The sequence below is a fragment of the Halomarina rubra genome (assembly GCF_023699475.1).
GTDB lineage: Archaea > Halobacteriota > Halobacteria > Halobacteriales > Haloarculaceae > Halomarina > Halomarina rubra.
This window is the reverse complement of the sequence record NZ_JALXFV010000011.1, coordinates 17,959-37,689: the sequence shown is the minus strand read 5'-3', so window position 1 is coordinate 37,689 and position 19,731 is coordinate 17,959. Positions and strand designations below refer to the sequence as shown.

Here is a 19,731-nt window from a genome sequence, read left to right as displayed (position 1 = left end):
GGCACTGCTGCAGGACTCCCCGTTCTGCTCCGTTCCGACCCGTCCGTTCTGTCGTCTCGTGACGGACGCAGCCGTCAGCGTCTCTCGCTCCCGACGATGGCTGGTCTCGACGACTCCGGTTCGGTCGCGGGTGGGCGTTCGCGCTCGATGCCGTCGCCCACGTTCGCGTTCGGAACGGCCGACGTCGCTCACCCCCCACCCCCGCTCGGAGGCCGTTTCACCGGAAACGTGGTGTGTGTGTCTCGCCGACGGCCCGCGTTCGAACCTCCGTTTCCCGTGCATCGACTGGAACGGCGTGCGGTGGTTTCACCGGAAACCCGGTGTGTCGCCCTCGTGGTCGTCGTCGAGTCCGGAGCGAGACGTCCCGCCGTTTCACCGGAAACCCGGTGTGTGTTCCCTCGTCGGTGGGGTGGTTCACCGTCCGTCTCGGTGGGGACGCTCTGTCGGTGTTCACCGGAAACGTGGTGTGTCCAGTGTTCAGTCGGCTCACAGGTCGTCGACGATCGCGCGGACGTCGGCGGCGTCCATCCCGTCGAGGGTCTCAAGTCCGTGGCGGACGACCGCCGGGAAGAAGTGGCGGTTCTTCTCGAACTCCTCGTCGTACTCGTACTCGTACTGGACCTTCAGCGTCCCGTACACGCGTTCGAGTTCGCGCTTCTGGGTCTCGGGGAGGTACATGTACGTCCCGACGCGCTCGGCCTTGACGCTTCCACCGTCCGCACCCGTGTCGGACCGACCGTCGGCACCGGCCGTCGCGTCGGTGTCCGCGCTCTCCGCACTCGCGTCGTCCGCCGACTGCTCGACACCGTCGGCCCCGGTCGCGCGCTCGTCTCGTCCGTCGGCGCTTGCCTCGTCGGTCGTACCGGTCGTCTCGGTGGCCTCCGCCGTCTCTGCTGCCTCTGCGGCCTGTTGTCGCTCCTCGACGCGCTGGCGGGCTCGGCCCCGTCGCGAGCGGAGGCGACTCGCCCGGTCGTCGTCGCTCATCGGCCCGCCTCCGGCGTCGCCGCGGCTGGCTCTTCGAACCCGAACTGCGCGTCCAGGTCCGCCGCGACGTCGAGGAACGTCTCGGTCATGTCGACGTCGGCGTCGTACTCGAACAGCGAGACGCCCGCCGAGAACGCCCGCTGGAGGGCGACGCGCTTGCGCACCTCCCAGACCGGGATGTCCGGGAACGCCTCGTCGAACCACTCCAGCATCGCCGTCCCCTCGTTGGTCGTCTCGACCCGGTTGGCGACGACGCCTCGCTCCTCGATGGTGATGTCGTAGTCGAGTTCCAGCGCCTCGACGTGGTCGAACAGCAGTTCGAGCGCGCGCTTGCTCGTCGACTCCGCGAGCGCGGGGATGAGCAGGTTCTGGGTCGCGTGCAGGCCGTTGTCGGTCAGGTAGCCCAGGTGTGGCGGGCAGTCGACGAGCACGTAGTCGTAGTCGGCCTCGACGGTCTCCAAGGCGAGCGCGAGCTGCTCGCCGCCTCGTCGCGATAGCGTCAGCTCGGGTTCGGCCGCGGTCATGTCGATGTTCGAGGGGACGACGTCCATCTCGGCGTGCTCGCGGATCAGGTCGGGGAACGACTCGCGCTGCTCGGGGTCGGTGAGCACGTCGAACAGGCTCGGCGGGGCCTCGTCGTACGCCTCGCGAAAGCCCAGCCCTTCGGTCGCGTTGCCCTGTGGGTCGAGGTCGACGAACAGCACGTCGCGGCCGCGGGCGTTGAGCGCTCCGGCGACGTTGATAGCAATCGTGGTCTTGCCCACCCCTCCCTTTTGATTTGAAAATGACAATCTTTTGGTCATTTTACCAAGCCTCCCTCGGGAGTATTCGCGCAGTAATCGGACGACACTGGTGACCTTCGTAAATACCGTGACAAGGCGTACAGAGTGTGACTAGGTTGGCCATCGAATGAGATTGCTCAGGGCTTTCGAACGACTTCACAGGTCTGATATGATGGATGTTCAGGGAACGACCATACTCCTCGACGTGCTCCTCTTCGGTCATAGTGCAGGATTGACACACGTGTTCATCACGGTTGAGGACGCCTCTCCGTATCGCACGCCAGTTCGGTCCGTACTCTGGTGACACATAACCACCCTTCCAGACTGGGCTCGCTTTCCCTGTCTGACTTGATAGCATCAACTCGCCAGGGTTCTTCGCCTTCCAATCGCCGTAGCATTCCTTCGAACAGAACTGGTGTTCGTTCTCTTGAAGCTTGTAGGGTTGACGGACGATCGACCGACTGCACGAGTCACACTCGACTTTCCTTGCCGTGTCGTGCACGAGGTTCGGCTCCAGACCGGCCCGTTCTAGTGCATCGTTCCAAGAGCCGAACCGATCCTGGTAGGTGGGGGACGAGTGGGGTCCTTGCAGGTCCATGTCCTTTTTTCGCGGTGTCCTCTCCAGTTCGTCAGCCAGTCGTCGGAGCGCAGCAAGGAACTCTTCGTCGGAAGGGCCGTTGGTGTGTACCTGTGTGTGGTGGATTTTCCGTGCCCATTCTGTACCAAACCGGCGAACACAGTTCTCGTGTTGACACTGAACGCTGGCATCATTTTGGTCTGCCCGGTTCGGACTCTGGCAAGTCATCGTTGCTCCCCTGTGGTCTGTTCTGTTGTCCAGTTCATACGAACCGGTTCGGACGGGTCGCCTTAACAGTATGTCAGACGTGTACGTTGCGTCCGAACTGTCCGACGTGTCTCGTCTATCCAAACCAGTTTGGATGGGCGAACCATCCGGTCCGTCCCATCTCATTCGCCCGGTCGAATCGTCTCGCGCGTCCGCCCTGGACGAACCGCCGCCGTTCTCGGACCGTACGACGCCGGTGGAAGATTGCTTCTCGTGCGCTCTGGGGCGTGGTTTCACCGGAAACGTCGTGTGTTCAGTCGACCGCGGCGCTCGGGTCGACGGGACGCCGTCCTCCCGTGGACGTCGACTGATGAACTGGTGACCACCCATCCTTGGCCGAACCGTCCGGCCTCGCCGAACGATACAGTACATGCAAACTCTACGAGCTGTACAAACCGCACAAACTGTCCAAACCGTAAAAATCGTACAAACTGTACAACCCAATGATTACGGGTGGGGCATCCAAACCGTCCAAATTAGCCGAACTGGTCGTGTCCTGTTCGCTCGGTGACTCCGGTCGACACCGCTGGGGCGTCCGAGACGGTTCTGACGGAAGAGACGGTTTTTGTCCAAACCTACGTGGCTCGGTCGGGGTGCTGCGCGTCGGTGTCACCGCCCTCGTGAGGGACGGATGGGATTATCACACGTCGGCCGAACGCGCTCGTATGCCCGACATCGACGAGACCGCGCGTTCGCTCACCGCGACACGGGGGAGCCTGGACGAACTCCCCGTCGTCGCCGTCCGCGTCGACGACCCGACCGTGACCGTGGTGCTCGGTCTCCCGAGCGGCGACCGCTTCGAAGAAGAACTGACCGTGCCGCCGGTCTGGGGAATGAACTGCCGCTTGAAGACGCTGCTCGACGCCTACAGCCTCGCGCTCGACGATGTCACGTCGCTCGAAGGCGAGACGGTGCCGTGTACTCGCTCGGTCGAGGGCGACGGCCTCACGTTCGGCCTGGACCTCGACGCGCTGTCGGCTTGAGTGGGCAGCCGATCGGTGTCCGGTTCGCGACCGGGCCGTCGACGACGCGTCTGTTCCACGCGAGATACCGGCGAAATTCCACGGACGCGCCGGAGTTAACCGTCGGAGTTACCTAGCCAGGGTATGAGCGAGACACGACTCGCCACCGTCGGCGGTGGCTGTTTCTGGTGTACCGAGGCGGTGTACAAGGAGGTCGAGGGCGTTCTGGCAGTGACCTCGGGGTACGCCGGCGGCCACGTCGAGGACCCCACCTACGAGGCGGTCTGCTCGGGTGAGACCGGTCACGCCGAGGTCGTGCAGGTCGAGTACGACCCGTCGGTCATCGACTATCCCGAACTGCTCGCCATCTTCTTCACCGTCCACGACCCGACCACGGTCGACCGTCAGGGACCGGACGTCGGCAGCCAGTACCGCTCGGCCATCTACTACCACGACGAGGAGCAACGCGACATCGCCGAGTCGTACATCGAGGAACTCGACGCCGAGGACGCCTACGACGACCCCATCGTCACCGAGGTCGAACCGCTGGAGACGTTCTACGAGGCCGAGGCGTACCACCAGGACTACTACGAGAAGAACCCCGGTGACGGCTACTGCCAGTTCAACGCCGACCCGAAGATCCGGAAGGTCCGCGAGAAGTTCGCCGACCGCGTGAAACAGGAGGCCTAAGTGAGCAGCCCACGTCGACGACTATTGTAGCCTGCTCGCTGTCAGTTCCCCCCCCACGCTTATGCCGACTCGACGGCGTCGAGTAGCTCCTCGTAGTCCGGTTCGTCCTCGCCGGCGTCGTCTGCCTCCCAGACGTACGTCACGGTCCCCTCCTCGTCGAGAACGAACACCGCCCGGTTGGCGACGCCGTAGAGGCCGATGTCGGGCATGTCCGTGGTGAGCCCGTACGCCTCGATGGTGTCGCCGCGCATGTCGCTGACGAGGTCGAACGAGAGGTCCTGGGCGTCACGGAACGCGTTGAGCGAGAACGGCGAGTCGTGGCTCAACCCGTACAGCGTCGCGCCCGCGCCCTCGTAGTCGTCGAGGTGCTCTTCGAGTGCGACCATCTCGTTCGAACACGGCGGCGTGAACGCGCCGGGGAACGTCGCGAGGACGAGCGGCCCGTCGCCCGTCCGCTCCGAGAGCGTGAACTCCTCGATGTCGCCGGTCGCCACCTTCTCCGTGAAGTCGGGTGCGCTGTCGCCTTCGGATACCATACCCGATAGAAGGGGCGTGCGAGGTAAACCACTCGCCCTGTCGGTGGTGCTCGCCGCGGGCGTGAGGGCTATGAGGCTCCGAGACCCGTCGCGAGCGGACAGTTTTTTCCCCGCGTGGCGGTCACGCCGAGTATGGTCTCTCCGTGTCCGGGCTGGAACGACAGGGATGGGGGGTACGAACGTGACGGGGTGGTCGTCGCCGTCGACCCGGTCGCCGTCTACGCGGGCGGTGGCCTCTCGACGACGGAGTCGGTCCCAGAGAGCGAGGCGAACGGCTACGACGTCTCGTTGTGGACTCGTACGACCGACGGCCAGCGCTCGACGACACCCGCGACGTTCGAGGCACCGCTGGCGGCGTGGGAGTTCGCCCACCTGCTGACGTGGTACGTCGACGACCAGGGGTTCGACGCCACGCGCGAGGCGCTCGCGACCGGCGACTGGTCGCCCCCGTCGGTCATCACTGACGAGGACGCCGCGACCGTCTTCAGACGGCTGTTAGGCGACGCCGACCCCTCGCTCGACGCGGTCCTCGACTGACCGGGAAAGCTCGTGCTACCGGCCGCTGTCTCCCGGTAACCGATTCCTAACGAAACCGATGGTCGCCGAACGCCCGGTATGCACGTGTGCCACGTCACCCGTCGCTACCCGCCCAGCGACGGCGACGTGGCACGCTACGTCCACGCGCTGGCGTGTCGCCAGGCCGCCGCCGGCCACCGGGTGACGGTTGTGACCGCCGACGGCGGCCCCGGTCGCGCGGTGTTCGAGGTCGCCGACGGCGTCTCGGTCCGGCGCTTCGACGGACTCGGACTGCACGACGGCCCTTCGTTCGTCCCCGGTCTCGGTCCGGCGCTGGAGGGTCTCGCCGACCTCGTTCACGTCCACGACTACCACGGCCTCCCGTTCGTCCAGGCCGCGCTCGCCGCCGACGTGCCGGTCGTCGCCACGCCCCAGTACCGGGGGCCGAGCGTCACCCACCTGGGTCGACTCGCGGAGCGAGCGTACCGACCGTTCGGGGGGCGGGCACTCGCACGTGCGGCGGCCGTCGTCGCGGTCAGCCACTGGGAGCGTCGGCGACTCGTCGCCGAGTTCGACGTCGACGCGACGGTCGTCCCCACCGGCGTCGACGCCCGGTTCGTGGCCACCCGTCGCGCCGACGCCCTCGACCGCGACCGACCGTACCTCCTGTCGGTCGGTCCCCTCGTCGCCGGGTCGGGCGTCGACCACGCCGTCCGGGCGCTGACGTCGCTCCCGGAGTACGACCTGCTGGTCGCGGGCACCGGTCCCGAACGCGCCGCACTCCGGGACCTCGCTCGCTCGCGGGGCCTCGCACACCGCGTCACGTTTCTCGGCGACGGCTGCTCGCTGCCCGGGCTGTACGCCGGCGCGAGCGCCACCCTCGCGCTCTCGGGGGTCGACCCCGCCGGCCGGACGGTCGGTCAGTCGCTGGCGACCGGAACGCCCGCCGTCGTCCGTGCGGCCCGGGGGCTACGCGACTGGGTCGACCGCGAGGACTGCGTCGACGTGACGGTCCCGACCCCACGAGCGGTCGCGGCGGCCGTCGAGCGTGCGGTCGCACTCGACTGCGACGTCCCGAGCAGACCGGTGTCGACGTGGGACGACTGCGCGGCGGGAGTCACGGTCGTCTACGAACGTGTCGTCGGCCGCGTCGAACACCCGTAGCGCGCGGGTCGCCTCGGAGCACCTCCTTCCCTCTCAGAGCGTCGGCCACGGCGTGACGCGCTCGTCGCCCCGGCTCAGAGTCGCTCGACGACGGCCTCGAACGCCCGGCGGAACGCCGCCCGTCGGGTCGTCGCGTCGAACGACCGTCCCCGCTCGCGAGCCTGGGCGGTGAGCGTCTCCCGTTCGGCGCGTGGTCGGTCGAAAAAGCGCGAGACGCCTGTCGCGAGTGCCTCGGAAGTCGGCTCGACGACCAGCGCTGGGTCGAGTGCGCGGGCCTCCGAACGCGTCCCCGCGGTCTCGGTGACGAGCGGCAGACAGCCGGCACAGAGCGCTTCGAGCGTGCTGACGGGGAACGTGTCCATCCGCGAGGGTTGGACGAACAGCGAACTCGCGGCGAACAGCTCGACCAGTCGCGCGTCGTCGACGAACCCGTGGACGACGACGCCGGGGACGTCGGCGTAGGCGTCAGGGTGGCCGGCACCGGCGACGTGGAGCGTCGCGTCGGGGTGGCTCGCTCTGACCTGTGGCCACGCCCCGACGAGCAGGTCGACGCCCTTGTACGGCGCGCCGCGGCCGACGGTGAGGGCGGTCGGCCCGTTCACATCGTCCTCGCCCGCGTCGTCGAGCGCCAGCAGCGCCTCGTAGCGTTCGGGCTGGACGTAGGGGTGGGCGACTCGAACGGGCGCGTCGCCGACGAACGGGCGGACGAACTCGGCGGCGAACCCCGAGACGGCGACACAGCCGTCGATGCTCCGGCGGGCGACTGCCCGGACCGCTGGGCGGCCGAACCGCCCGACGAGCGTCTTCAGCCCCGACTGGCCCGCGAACGACCCACGCCCGAGGTCGTAGAGGCCGTGGTCCGCACAGAGGTACACCACCTTCGCGCCGGTGCGGGCACGCGCGAGCGTCGCGGCGTACAGCGGTTGGGACCCCTCGACGAGGTAGACGTCGGCGTCGGGGTAGGTGAACGCGTTCAGCGCGTCCTCGGCGAGGCCCCCCGAGAGCGGGCCGGCCGAACGGTCGCGAAAGCCCACCTGCTCGGCTCCCACCGCCCGCGCGAACCCGGCGTGGGCGGGGTGGGGGTCGGTGCAGAGCATGACGACGTGGGCGTCCTCGGGGTCCATTCCTCTGGGTCGTCGGGGGTAGCCGTCATATAACTATCCGGACGTGGTCCGACGGTCCGACAATGTCGGAGGCTCGCGTCGATGGGTGAGGACAGCGTCGACCGCGGGAGCGTCGCGCTGTTCGGCGCGCGTCTCGGCGGCAGCGCCGTCGGGTTCGCCTCCACCGTCTACTTCGCCCGGGAACTCGGCGCGTCCGGCCTCGGCGTCTACTTCACCTTCGAGACGGTCGTCGTCCTCGTCGCCGTGCTCGTCCGCTTCGGCGTCGACAGCGCCGTCGTCCAGCGACTGGCGAGCGCGGCCGACGACGCCGAACGCGCACGTCACCTCACCGGTGCGTTCGCGCTGGTAGCCGTCCCGCTCACGCTGGTCGCCGCCGCCGTCCTCCTGTTCGCCGACGCGTTCTCCTCGCTCGTCGGGCTGGCCGTCGCGCCGCTGGTCGTCGCCGTCATCGCCGTCGAGACGGGGCAGTGGCTCCTCCTGTCGGCGCTGCGCGGCGAGCGCCGGCTGGCGACGAGCGCGGGGCTCGAACTCGGTGGCGAACTCGCCCGCGTCGGTGCGAGCGTCTGGTTCGTCGTCGGCGGTGCCGGTCCCATCGGGCTGGTCTACGGCCTGCTCATCGGCCACGCCGTCCGCGTGCTCGCGGCGCTCCTCCTGCTCGACACGGGGTTCGCGATTCCGACCCGCGAGACGTTCCACAGCCTGCTGTCGTTCTCGACGTACACCGCGGGGATGAACGTGAGCCACCTCGCGTACTCCTGGCTGGACACGCTCGTGCTCGCGCTGTTCGTCTCGAAGTCCGCCGTCGGAACCTACGAGGCGGCCTGGCGGGTGAGCCTCGTCGTCGCGATGGCGAGCTCCGCGGTGGGGGCGTCGCTCTCCCCGACGGTGAGCGCGTGGGCGTCGAGCGACGCTTACGGGCGCATCGAGACGGCCGTCACCGAGTCGCTGTCGCTCGGTCTCGTGCTCGTCGTCCCGGCCGTCGTCGGCGCGGCCGTCCTCGGCGGGCCGTTCATGGCTATCGCCTACGGCTTCGGTGGCGGCGCGCTGCTCGCCGTCCTCGTCGCCGGCCAGCTCGCCCAGTCGGTGAAGGACGTCGTCCAGTCGACGCTGCTCGGTCTGGACCGACCGCGGGCGGTGTTCGTCACCAACGCCGTCGGTCTGGGAGCGAACCTCGTGTTGACGGTCGGCCTCGCGCTCGCGTACGGCCCGCTCGGGGCGGCGGTCGGGACGGCGCTCACCGCCGGCGTCGCCGCCGCGCTCCAGTGGCACGCGCTCTCCGCGCTGATCGACCTGCGCGTCGACTGGCACGGCCTCGCGGTACAGACCGGCGCGGCGCTCGTGATGGGCGTGGTCGTCTTCGCCGGGTCGCGCGTCGTCGTCCCGGACTCGCCGGCGTCGCTGCTCGCGCTCGTCGCGCTCGGGGGGGTGACCTACGCGGCCTGTCTCGGCGTCCACCCCCCCACCCGAGCGCGGGTCGTCGGTCTCGCCCGCCCCGACGGCGAGAGCTGACGGCCGCGTTCGTCGTCCTCGACTCGCCGGCGTCTCACCGTCTCGTCGTCGGTCGTCGCCCCGTCGTCCGACCGCGAAACGCACGATTAGGTCGGCGGGCCACGCGTTAGCGTCCGATTTCCAATAGGTCGGGGGCGCACACGGAGGAGTATGATTACGGTAGTGACGCCACACCGGGCCGTCCTCGGGCGCGCATCCGGTCGCCACGGGGCGGGTCTCGCGGGGGGTCGCCATGCGTGACGAGGCGCTGACGCGCTGGGTCGACCAGCCACCGGCCGACCCCGTCTACCAGTACCTCCGGGACGCCGAGAAGGAAGAAGCGTGGGACCTGCTCGGCGAGCGCGGGCGCGTCCTCGACATCGCCAGCGAGGCGAACGTCACGCGCGGTCTCGACGCCGAGGAGGTCTGCCGCGTCGACTTCTCCGATGCGGCCATTGACCACTCCGAGGAACTGCTTGGCGACGACGTGAGTCGCTACGAGCGGGTCTCGCCCGAGTCCCCGCGGCTCCCGTTTCCCGACAACCACTTCGACGGCGCGGTCTGCATCGGCCCGTACGACTGGCGCTTCCTCGACATCGAGGCGCTGACCGCCGAGGTCAGGCGGGTCGTCGCCCCCACCGGCCGGTTCGTCTTCTCGCTCCCGACGCCGCGCTCGCCGTACGAGACCGGCGGGAAGTACAACCTCCGGTACTACACCCCCGAGATGGCCCGCGACCTGCTCGAACCCGACTGGACGCTCGCCGATTACCGACTCGTCTACCAGCACCCCTACTGGCTGCACTCGAAGCTCGCGGTGTTCGCGCCGCCCGCACTCCAACGGCCGTTCGTCGACCTCGCGAAGCGCCAGACCGCCCGCATGAACCGCCCCGACGAGGAGGGCCACCCCAGCGGCGACTGGGAGGACGCCTCCTACCTCGTGTTGAGCGCCCGCCCCGCCGACCGCGAGGGCGACCTGGAGCGCGCGCTCGACTGCCTGTTCCGGCCGACCGACGAGAACGGCTTCTGGGCCGACGACGGGGCGGGCGGTCACGTCACCCGCGAACTCACCTACGAGGTCGACGCGCTGGGTCGCGCGACGAACTGGACCGCTGCGGACGACGTCCAGTGGCGCTACGCACCGTTCGCGCTAATGGGCGCGATGCAGTGGCGCGTCTCCGACCTGGGCACCGACCGCTACGACGCGAAGCTCCGCCGCCAACTGTCGTACGTCGAGACGCGCATCGACGAGGACGGCGCGCTCGACGAGATGCCCAGCTACGGTCTCGGCCCGCTGACGTGTGCGTTCGCGCTGGCGAGCGACGTGTTCGACGAGCGCTACCTCGACCGTGCCCACGACCTGTTCGAGCACGCCGACCCCAGAACCAGCTTCGACCACAGCGAGGACAGCCTCGTCCTCTACGGCTGGACGTTCCTCTACGAGCGGACGCTCGACGGCGACGTTCGGGCGGGCATCGACCGCGCGATGGACACCGTCGTCGACCACCAGAACGCCTGGAAGACCCTCTTTTACTTCCAGAACCCGACGACCCGCCGCCACCAGAACCAGATGTACACGCTCTGGGGGCTCTGTCGCGCCATCGAGGTGACCGGTCGACGTGGCTACCTGGAGAACGTCGAGGCCGTCCTCGACTACACCGTCGACGAGCGGATGCGCGAGGACGGCGCGTTCATCTGGGAGGACCCCTCCCGGCGGGCGTACCTCGGGACGGAACTGCGTCGTCGCCTCGGCAGCGGCGAGGCCCGTCCACCGCACTGGGAGTTCCTCTACGCGTGCCACCAGACGTTCTTCGTCAACGCCGTCGCCCACTACTACGCGGCGGGCGGCGAGCGCGACTACGACGCCGAACTCGGCCGGGCGATGCGCTGGCTCGACGGCGAGAACGACCGTGGGACGACCCTCGCCGACGAGAGCGGCCTGGGCGTCCCCATCCGGTTCATGACGACCGCGGGCGACATCGACGTCCCCGACCAGCAGTTCAAAGGGGCTTACGAGGTCGGCTCGCACCTGATGGCGCTGACGAACCTGCTCGACCGCGAGCGCGAACGCGTGGCGGGGTCGGGACGGGTACCGACGCCCGCGCCCGCCCCCGCCGAGCGGACCGACGACGCCGACGAAGGGTCGCCCACCGACGCTGCGGACGCGGCCGACGAATCGGGCAGCGACGCCTCGACGCTCGGGTCGACCGCTACCGGAGGGGACGACTGACGTGGTGCGAATCGCCTTCTTCGGCAGTCACCCGCTCGGAGAAGCGTGTCTCGACCGCCTCCACGACCACCCCGACGTCGAGATACCGCTCGTCGTCACCTACCCGCGGGACCACGAGGGCTGGTGGGACGGCTCGGTCCACGAGCAGGCGCTGGAGTACGGCTACGAGGTGGCGACGCTCGCCGAGGAACGCCGCGTCCTGGAGTACGACGTCGACTATCTGCTCAGCGTCTACTATCCCAATATCCTCGACGGCGAGTTGCTCGGCCACCCCGAGCGGGCCGCGCTCAACCTACACCAGGCCGAACTCCCGCGCTATCGCGGCTCGAACGTGTTCAGCCACTCCATCCTCAACGCTCGCGAGGACGACTACTGGCGACACGGGACGACGCTGCACGTGATGGCCGAGGAGGTCGACGCTGGCGACGTCATCGGCCGGAACTTCGTCGACATCACCGAGGACGATACCGCCCGAACGCTGTACGAGAAGACGCGCACAGCGTCTATCGACCTGTTCGAGGAGTACTTACCACACGTCGTTTCCGGTGAAATCGACGACATGGAGACCGCTCAGAGTGAATTCGAGGGGGAGCGGTATTTCTACGCCAAAGACAGCCTCGCCGACCGCAAGGAGATACCCGCCGAGCGTCTCGCCAGTTCCGACCACGAGGTCCAACAGGAAACGTACGACCTGATTCGTGCGCTCGACTTCCCACCGTTCGAACCCGCCTACACGACGCTTGACGGCCACCGCATCCGGCTGACGGCGTCGTGGTTCGATAACTAGTAGCGGGCAACTCGCGTTCTGCCCGGTCTCTCTCGTCTCTCTGCCGCGATTCGCTTCTAGCTCAAACACGGTGATGGGATGTCTGCAATCCAACGGTACCCACGGTGTGTTTCCTAGCGCCCTCCGACTTCCCCCGATCAGATTCTCAAAATGGTGGCCAGGATGAAATTTCGTACTCGTTGTTGGTATTGAAGAAGTGCATTGGGTCCCCTGTTTGCTCGATGTAATTGACGAGAGAGAAGAGACCCCGTTTGCTCGATGAAATACAATGGGTAGGAGACGTCTAGCGGTCAAAACGTGAGTTTCACACCCCGTCTGTCGAATGGGTTCTCTGGAGCGTGTGAGTGCGTGTTTCCGTTGTATGGACGATTGATTGGAGGACACGAGTGAGAGAGGTCGGTCAACTGTGTGGAGGGAGTGCGAGAGCACGTTTCCGCTGTATGGGAAATTGGGGTGTGGTGCACCCCGGCGGACGGTCGGCGGAACACCTCCCTTGCCTCACGTTTAATCGGACTTGGTGAGCGGTTGGTCGGGTGCTTCAATAAGCTTTTCTGAACTTACTAGTGTATTATTTATAACTTATACAGCGGAAACTGGCACCGCTAATGAGTGCCATTGGCGATGGGAGTTGTTACAGCGGAAACGAGCGCTACCTCTCTCGATCTTCTGCTCAACGATCGCTATACAGCGGAAACGTACTCTCGTGGACTCAGAAATCCAAACTGGGCAGTGACTCCTACAACGGAAATCTACACTCATCCTCTGCGGCCGTGGCCTGATTGGAACCTACGATACAGCGGAAACGTACAGCAGTTCGGGCGCGCATTTCCGTTGTAAAGCTCTTTGAGAAGGCTTCTGTTTTCCTTCAGAGGCGATTTTCAACGGAAACTCGCTTGCCGAATACTTATTATTGATTCGGGGAAGAAAGGTAGTATGTCCGAAGAAAAGGATTACTTTGAGTCGGTGGGGGCCGTATTCTCCAACAAGGACCTCCTCCGAATCGAAACCATACCCGAGTCGGATAGTCGGATCATCGGTCGGGAGAAGCAACTGACCGACTTGGCGAGCGAGTTGGGATCGGCGATGAACGGTCAGAAGCCAAACAACGTCTTCATCTTCGGGAAACCGGGTGTCGGCAAGTCGATGTGCTCGAAGTATCTTCTCCGCCAACTCGTTGGCCGGGGCGCAGACAACGGCATCAGCATCGGTGTTGCCTACGTTGATTGCATGCAGAACAGTACGGAGACACAGGTCATCGTTACCGCAGGCGAGAGCATCAATGACCGCGAGCAGACAAACGTATACTTCCCATCTGGCGGTGTCTCCCGTTCGCGACTCTACGACCGACTCTGGGATGCGTTCGACCAACTTTATGACGTTGGCATCATCATCCTCGACGAAATTGACAAGCTCGAAGATCCAAACGAGACACTTGGTACGCTCTCGCGAGCGGGGGAATCTGAGAAGCTCGACTCATGCCAACTCGGCCTCGTTGGTATCAGCAACAAGGCACGGTTCGAGCAGCGACTTGGCTCCGAGGTAAAATCGAGTCTCACGCAGAACGAGCTGGTATTCCCTCCATACGACGCAAAGGAACTGTTAGAGATTCTCAAGGCTCGACAGGATGCGTTCACCGAGAGTGTTCTAGACGAGGACGCTGACCACGTCTTCGCGACGGCCGCGAAGTTCGCCGCGAAGGAGTACGGTGACGCGCGACAAGCCATCGATCTTCTCCGAAAGGCGGGAGAAATAGCCGAGCGCGAAGGGGCACAGACACTCCAGACCGGCCACGTCGAGCAAGCGCTCGACAAGGCAGAAGAGGACAAACTGGTCAAGATGATGCAGACGCAACCGGTACAGTCGAAGTACGTCATGCAGGCCGTAGCACTGACAGCCAGACACGCACCGACCGGTGAGGTCGTCAAATCCCACGACGTCTACGCGAAGTACGAACAACTGACTGAGTACGAAAACGTTGACATCAATACGCTCTCGTGGCGCCGTGTCCGTGATCTGCTCGATGAGTTGGAGGATCTGGACGTCCTCCAGCAGCAGCGGAAGGGTGCTGGAAAGGGGAAAGGAACTTACCGTGCGGTGTATCTTACTGACTCCCCCGAAACCGTGCTTCGAGCCTGTGAAAACGTCGAATAAGACCCCCCACGACCGTACGTTCTGATGAGTGCTCTACGATGGCGCTGAGCCACGCCCAGCCAACATACTTCCTGAAGGCGATTAAGGCCGAGACAAGGACGGTCACCACATCCGGCACACGGCGTCGTGGTTCGATCACGACTGAGCACTACCCAATAGTACGACCGCCGTTGGCTTGCATAAGACAGGCCGCGTGCTTTTGCACTCCTCGCATCTACCCCGCACCTGCCGAGTATACCTCGGCAGAAACTTCCAATGGGAAAATGTGACCACTGTGGTGCTCACATCTCGGAGCGTTTCGCGCGTGTGTTCGCGGACGGGAACGGGGACGTGCTGGCGTGTCCCCAGTGTTCCGCGAACGCGGGTATCGCCGAAGCGTCTCAGTCGAGAGTGGAGTAACCACTCCGTTTCGCTATCGCCGACCACGGCTCGCCGTCGTGGTCGTTGGTGGCGAGCCAGTGGTCGTGAGTACCCGTTTTTTCCATCGTCTTCTCAATCTAGCTTCCAATAGTAGTGTCTTGGAAAATGCCTCAGATGGTTCTATTGGCCGGTTTCGAACACCACGTTTTCAGTCAGTAACCCCCGACTGACGTCGTGGGCTTGTCAGTGGACTCCCCTTCTGCCGTCGAATTGACGGAGGCGATGTACTCGCCGTTCAGGTTCAGCGTCCCTGACGCTAGCGCACACTGACAGGGTGCGCCTCCACTCGAAGACGTTTGCCCCGAGTGGAGTTTCTTGAGCAGTTTACGAGCGATATTTTTGCTCGCGTTGTAGTCCGCGTTCAGTTCGTACTCGCACTTCTGACACACGTACTGGTGTTTCGACCGCCGATTTGACTCGTGGGTAAACCCACACGATGAACACCGCTGAGACGTGTACGCAGGACTTACCTGCTCAACCACGACCTTGGACATCTCGGCTTTGTACTTGACGTACTGGTAGAGGCGCCGGAACGCCCATACGTGGAATCGCTTCCCACGAGCCATCCGCTTGCGAATGTCGGTCAAATTCTCGAATGCGATATGCGTACAACCGTGATCGCGGGCTTCTTCGAGAATCTGATTCGAGACGCGGTGCAGTTCGTCTTGCATCCAGCGGTGTTCACGGTCGGTCATCGACTGGATCGACAGGTGGGCCGACCGCGTGCCCGTCTGTTGCATCGATCCACGTGTCTTCTCGAACTCTCGGCGTCGATGATTCATCTCGTCGGCATTCCCGACGAACGCGCCTGTCGAAGTCACGGCGAGCGAACCGTCCACGTTCAGGTCAACACCAAGGACTGTTCTGTGCTTGGTGTCAGAAGTAGCCGTAGACTGCTCGTCTGTGGTTCGGCGCATCCGTGCGTGGAGGTAGAACGACTCTGTGGGTCGGTCGTACTGCAATGTGGACATACGGAACTCGTAGTCCTCGTTCAGCAGATACTCGCCAATCGGCGTTCCTTCCGGGTTGTCGGGAAGCACGTAGTCACACTTGACCCGCCCGTTCACGGTGGATAGCGACACGTGGTCGCGGTAGAACGTCGCAGAACGTTTGTCGTAGACGACGCTCCACGCATCGAAGTGCGGCTGACTCGTCTTCTCGCCCTTTTTGAGTCGGGTGATACCGCTTTTCGTGGCTTCGATAGCGCGTCGAACCCCCTTTTGAACGAGGTTCGCAACCAACTCCGTCTCGCCACGAAGTCGCTCGTAGAGGGCGCTCTCGGCGTTCCGTTTTGAAGTCACGCAGTAGTCGTTCGGGTATCGCCACGCCCATTCTGCGGTGGTGTTCGCACAGTGGAGGAACTGATCCTTTGTCTGATGAAGGTCGTCGCACCGCTCTGTGGGGACGTCGAGTTTGACTTTGACGGTACGAATCACCTCCATCTGTGTATCACGTGTTGTGTGGCATTTCTATAAATCATTTGTTTGGTATGGTGGATTTTATATGCCATACTGGTGGCCTAGGGCGAATATTATTGGCCATATACAATTTCATATGGTGAAAAACGCGGTGTGTTGCCGACGGTGTTGAACCGATGTCACACCTCCACAAACGGTTTCCACCGGCGCTTCGAGCGCCCCACATGATTCCGAACCTCCCGGAGAAACACGACGGTGAGGCGCTGTTCTCGCCCGAAGATGCCCTCGACGCACAGGGTGAGGGCGTCCCCGACCTCCCACCGGCCATTCTGCTGGGATTCCAGGAACACTTGACCGACCACGTCGAAGAGCGAGCTGTCGAGGCCGTCGACATCGTCCGCTCACAGCGGTGTCTCGTCCTCTCCGAGTCGGTGGGCTACGTTCCGGTCCACGAGGTCGGTATCGGCGCGCCCGTCGCGGCCACCGTCGCCGAGAACGCCATCGCCGCTGGTGCACGAGCGGTCGTCTACCTCGGGGGTGGGGCGGCACTCCAGACCGACCTCGACCCCAGGACGGCCATCTTACCTACCGAGGCGATTCGCGACGAGGGAGTGTCGTACCACTATCTCGAGCACGACGACCCGGTCGAGGCGACGTCCGACCTCGTCAGTGTGCTTGATGAGTCGCTCACCGAGGCGAATCTCGACACTGCTCGCGGCCCGACGTGGACGATGAGTGCGTTCTACCGCGAGACGGTCCCCGAGATTCGCCAGTACCGCGACGACGGTGTGCTCTCGCTGTGTATGGAATCGGCGGCCATCTGGGCAGTCTGTCGATACCACGATGTAGCCACGGCAAGTGTCCACGGGATCGGCGACTACCTCGACCCCGATGGGTGGGTGCCAGAGAGCGAAGACAACCTCATCGAACTGCTCGACCCGACGGTGGCGGCGCTCACCGAGTACGTCGTCGAGGATTGATCGTCGGCCCGGTTCTCGACAGCTCCCGCGTCAGCGTCCCCAGTCGACGCCCGCTCGTTCTTTCGCGACCTCTGCGATACCGGCGTTCGCCGAGCAACTCGGACAGGCGAAGACGCGGTCCTCGCCGTCACCGAACACCGTCAGGAATCGTTGCGAGATGTGTCCGCCGCAGTGTGTACAGTGTGCCATAGTTTGCCAACTCCGTGTCTATCCGATGGCACGACATACCCCTACGTGTGCCGTCTATATCTGTAGCCTCCTGAGACAGAGTTTGGTTCGGTAGATTCGACCGATAAAACGAGAAACCGAGGGCGGGAACGGCGGTGTCGATTCCGAGTCGTGACCAGTCGCCAGCATCGACCTCTTCGTCTGCCCGAGAGGTGAGAGTCAATCGGACTGTTCGGTGACGGTGCCGAGCGACCGCTCGCCGCGCGCCCGCAGCGAGACGTCGACGGCCTGGCCGGTCCGGGCGGACTCCTCGGCGCGTTCGAGCAGTTCGACCGCTCGTGCGCCGACGCGCCCGGACCCCGACGGCGACGTCCGTGTCTCACACCCCTCCAGGAACGCCTCTACCTCGGCGCGCAGCGGTTCGTAGGCGTCGGTCTCGTGGCGACGGCTCCCTTCCTGGCGGGCGTGGATGGCGTCGCCGTCGCGGACCATCGTCGCGTCGTGGAGCTCCAGTTCTGTGTTCTGAAGGTAATCAACGTGTGCGGTGCGCTCGGTGCCGACGACGGTGAGGTCGCGTCGCTTCTCGGTGACAGGGACGTTCCAGGACTCGTTGATGACGCCCGTCGTCCCCTCGCCGTAGCTCAGGGTGAGCGTCGCGGTCTCGTCGACACCCTCGCGGATGGTCGCGTCCATCGTACAGTAGACGCGCTCAGGATCCCGACCGAGCAGCCAGCTGTAGATGTCGACGTCGTGGACGGCCAGCGAGAACAGCGCGCCGGCGTCCGACCGGGGCGCGCGGTAGGCGAACCGGGTGGTGTTGAGGTAGCGAATCTGGCCGAACTCGCCGCGGTCGATACGCCGTTTCAGGTCACAGAGCGCCGGGTGGTACCGGAAGATGTGGCCCGTCGCCAGCACGCGGTCGTTGGCCGCGGCGGCGTCGACGATGGCCCACGCGTCCTCGCTGGACAGCGCCAGGGGCTTCTCGACGAGCACGTCTAGGCCGGCGTCGAGGAGTTCCGTCGCGATTGTGCGGTGGGTCGGGGAGGGGGCGGCGACGACGGCGGCGTCGTCGCCGCGCTCGGCGAGCGTCGTGTAGTCGGTGGTGTACTCGACGCCGTAGTTGCTCGCGAGGTCGGCGACGCGCTCCTCGTCGATGTCACAGATGGTCAGCGAGTCGATGTGGCCCTCCGCGAGCAGTTCGCTGGCGACGCGGACGTGGTTCGACCCCCAGTAGCCCGTCCCGATGACGGCGTAGTCCCGACTCATCGGCGGGCCTCCCGGCCACCGTCGGTCCGGGCGGGCGTGCGGTCGGTGACGTCGGCGACGTCGGTCTCGCCCCCGTGCTTGGCGACGTACGACTCGATGGTCTCACAGACCATCTCGACCTCTTCGGGGGTGATGCGCGGGTGCATCGGCAGCGAGATGATGCGGTCGACGAGCGCCTCGGTCCGTGGGAGGTGGACGTCGCCGACTTCCTCGGCGACGGCGGGGTGGTGGTGGACGGGCGTCTCGTAGTGGATGCCCGTCTCGATGTCACGCTCGGCGAGGTACTCCCGGAGGGGGTCGCGGTCGGCGGCGGGAACCTGCACGACGTAGAGGTGGTAGACGTGCTGTGTGCCGTCGGCGACGGCTGGCGTCTGGACGCCGTCGACGCCCGCGAGCAACTCGTCGTAGCGCGCAGCGGCGGTGGCGCGGGCGGCGTTCCACCCGCGGACGCGGTCGAGCTGTTCGTGACCCACGGCGGCCGCGACCTCGCTCATCCGGTAGTTGAGGCCGACGACCTGGTGGACGCCGTCGTCGTCCCGGCCGTGATCGCGCAGTTGGCGGGCACGGGCGGCCAGGTCGTCGTCGTCGGTGACGAGCATGCCGCCGTCGCCGCCCACGGTCATGTTCTTCGAGGGGTAGAAGCTGAACGCGCCGGCGTCGCCTGATGCCCCGGCGGTGTGGCCGTCGCGGGTGGCGAAGTGCGCCTGACACGAGTCCTCGACGACGGTGAGGTCGTGCTCGTCGGCGACGTCGAGGATCGCGTCCATGTCGGCGAGGTGGCCGTAGAGGTGGACCGGGACGACCGCTTTCGGCGAGTCGCTGGCGGCGACCGTCGCGGCGAGGTCGTTCGGGTCCATCGTGTACGTCCGTGGGTCGACGTCGACGAACACGGGGTTCGCACCGAGGTGGAGGACGGGACTCGCGCTGGCGAAGAACGTGTGGCCAGGGACAAACACGTCGTCACCGGGGCCCACGCCGGCGGCCTGCATCGACAGGAGGAGGGCAGCGGTGCCGCTGTTGACGCCGACGGCGTGGTCGGTGCCACACAGGTCGGCGAACGCGCGTTCGAAGCGCTGGACGCCGGCACCCTTGACGTAGCGAGTGCTGCGGAGGGTCTCGGTGACGCGGTCGACGATGGCGTCGTCGACGTAGATGTCGGTGAACGCGACGCCCTCGCGCGCGTCGTCGGACTCGTCGCGGTCGGTCATTACGTCGAGCAAGACT

Annotated in this window: 19 protein-coding genes; 10 read left to right on the top strand and 9 right to left on the bottom strand. The window is 65.5% G+C overall.

What is annotated here, in order from left to right; all coding sequences use genetic code 11:
* Positions 1-486: 486 nt before the first annotated feature.
* From M1L36_RS20775 to M1L36_RS21705, 3 genes are read right to left on the bottom strand one after another with little or no spacing between them, the layout of a single operon-like run.
* Positions 487-984: a DUF8160 family protein gene (locus tag M1L36_RS20775; protein ID WP_250875673.1), complete on the bottom strand. Its 498-nt coding sequence runs from the start codon at positions 982-984 to the stop codon at positions 487-489.
* The gene (locus tag M1L36_RS20770; RefSeq protein ID WP_250875672.1) at positions 981-1,787 is read right to left on the bottom strand and encodes a ParA family protein; all 807 of its coding nucleotides are present in this window, start codon (positions 1,785-1,787) and stop codon (positions 981-983) included. The genes M1L36_RS20775 and M1L36_RS20770 overlap by 4 nt, the downstream gene beginning before the upstream one ends.
* Before the next feature lies 1 nt (position 1,788).
* Complete coding sequence (locus tag M1L36_RS21705; protein ID WP_369694271.1) at positions 1,789-2,571, bottom strand: homing endonuclease associated repeat-containing protein; 783 nt, start codon at positions 2,569-2,571, stop codon at positions 1,789-1,791.
* A 704-nt stretch (positions 2,572-3,275) separates the two neighbouring features.
* Here M1L36_RS21705 and M1L36_RS20765 point away from each other — a divergent pair.
* Entirely contained in the window at positions 3,276-3,593 is a 318-nt protein-coding gene (locus M1L36_RS20765) for a hypothetical protein (protein WP_250875671.1), read from the top strand.
* A gap of 123 nt (positions 3,594-3,716) precedes the next feature.
* Complete coding sequence (msrA, locus tag M1L36_RS20760; RefSeq protein ID WP_250875670.1) at positions 3,717-4,262, top strand: peptide-methionine (S)-S-oxide reductase MsrA; 546 nt, start codon at positions 3,717-3,719, stop codon at positions 4,260-4,262.
* Positions 4,263-4,321: 59 nt separating this feature from the next.
* Here the strand turns inward: msrA and M1L36_RS20755 are convergent, their stop codons facing one another.
* A complete protein-coding gene (locus M1L36_RS20755; RefSeq protein ID WP_250875669.1) occupies positions 4,322-4,798 on the bottom strand; it encodes a redoxin domain-containing protein in 477 nt (158 codons plus the stop codon).
* Positions 4,799-4,930: 132 nt separating this feature from the next.
* On the opposite strand from M1L36_RS20755, the gene M1L36_RS20750 reads away from it, so the two are divergent.
* Positions 4,931-5,335, top strand: a complete 405-nt coding sequence (locus M1L36_RS20750; RefSeq protein ID WP_250875668.1) for a hypothetical protein — start codon at positions 4,931-4,933, stop codon at positions 5,333-5,335.
* 78 nt (positions 5,336-5,413) lie between these two features.
* Positions 5,414-6,478: a glycosyltransferase family 4 protein gene (locus M1L36_RS20745; RefSeq protein WP_250875667.1), complete on the top strand. Its 1,065-nt coding sequence runs from the start codon at positions 5,414-5,416 to the stop codon at positions 6,476-6,478.
* 74 nt (positions 6,479-6,552) lie between these two features.
* On the opposite strand, the gene M1L36_RS20740 is transcribed toward M1L36_RS20745, so the two are convergent.
* Positions 6,553-7,602, bottom strand: a complete 1,050-nt coding sequence (locus M1L36_RS20740) for a glycosyltransferase family 4 protein (protein ID WP_250875666.1) — start codon at positions 7,600-7,602, stop codon at positions 6,553-6,555.
* 81 nt (positions 7,603-7,683) lie between these two features.
* Between M1L36_RS20740 and M1L36_RS20735 the strand changes: the two genes are divergently transcribed.
* The 5 genes from M1L36_RS20735 to M1L36_RS21765 all read left to right on the top strand — a co-directional run bounded on the left by M1L36_RS20735 (position 7,684) and on the right by M1L36_RS21765 (position 14,654).
* Positions 7,684-9,111 (top strand): lipopolysaccharide biosynthesis protein, encoded by a 1,428-nt coding sequence (locus M1L36_RS20735; RefSeq protein WP_250875665.1) that lies wholly within the window; start codon positions 7,684-7,686, stop codon positions 9,109-9,111.
* A 232-nt stretch (positions 9,112-9,343) separates the two neighbouring features.
* Positions 9,344-11,317: a class I SAM-dependent methyltransferase gene (locus M1L36_RS20730; protein ID WP_250875664.1), complete on the top strand. Its 1,974-nt coding sequence runs from the start codon at positions 9,344-9,346 to the stop codon at positions 11,315-11,317.
* A gap of 1 nt (position 11,318) precedes the next feature.
* Positions 11,319-12,104, top strand: coding sequence for a methionyl-tRNA formyltransferase (locus tag M1L36_RS20725; RefSeq protein ID WP_250875663.1), 786 nt, complete (start codon positions 11,319-11,321; stop codon positions 12,102-12,104).
* Positions 12,105-13,037: 933 nt separating this feature from the next.
* Entirely contained in the window at positions 13,038-14,255 is a 1,218-nt protein-coding gene (locus tag M1L36_RS20720; RefSeq protein ID WP_250875662.1) for a Cdc6/Cdc18 family protein, read from the top strand.
* 255 nt (positions 14,256-14,510) lie between these two features.
* Positions 14,511-14,654, top strand: a complete 144-nt coding sequence (locus M1L36_RS21765; RefSeq protein WP_439954818.1) for a DUF7563 family protein — start codon at positions 14,511-14,513, stop codon at positions 14,652-14,654.
* Between the two features lie 173 nt (positions 14,655-14,827).
* On the opposite strand, the gene M1L36_RS20715 is transcribed toward M1L36_RS21765, so the two are convergent.
* Entirely contained in the window at positions 14,828-16,117 is a 1,290-nt protein-coding gene (locus tag M1L36_RS20715) for an RNA-guided endonuclease InsQ/TnpB family protein (RefSeq protein ID WP_250875661.1), read from the bottom strand.
* 152 nt (positions 16,118-16,269) lie between these two features.
* On the opposite strand from M1L36_RS20715, the gene M1L36_RS20710 reads away from it, so the two are divergent.
* Positions 16,270-17,073, top strand: a complete 804-nt coding sequence (locus M1L36_RS20710; protein WP_250875660.1) for a nucleoside phosphorylase — start codon at positions 16,270-16,272, stop codon at positions 17,071-17,073.
* Positions 17,074-17,103: 30 nt separating this feature from the next.
* On the opposite strand, the gene M1L36_RS20705 is transcribed toward M1L36_RS20710, so the two are convergent.
* The 3 genes from M1L36_RS20705 to M1L36_RS20695 all read right to left on the bottom strand — a co-directional run bounded on the left by M1L36_RS20705 (position 17,104) and on the right by M1L36_RS20695 (position 19,715).
* A complete protein-coding gene (locus M1L36_RS20705; protein ID WP_250875659.1) occupies positions 17,104-17,262 on the bottom strand; it encodes a DUF7563 family protein in 159 nt (52 codons plus the stop codon).
* Positions 17,263-17,460: 198 nt separating this feature from the next.
* The gene (locus M1L36_RS20700) at positions 17,461-18,507 is read right to left on the bottom strand and encodes a Gfo/Idh/MocA family protein (protein ID WP_250875658.1); all 1,047 of its coding nucleotides are present in this window, start codon (positions 18,505-18,507) and stop codon (positions 17,461-17,463) included.
* On the bottom strand, positions 18,504-19,715 hold the full coding sequence (locus M1L36_RS20695) for a DegT/DnrJ/EryC1/StrS family aminotransferase (protein WP_250875657.1): 1,212 nt from the start codon (positions 19,713-19,715) through the stop codon (positions 18,504-18,506). Before M1L36_RS20695 ends, M1L36_RS20700 begins: the two co-directional genes overlap by 4 nt.
* Positions 19,716-19,731 lie beyond the last annotated feature (16 nt).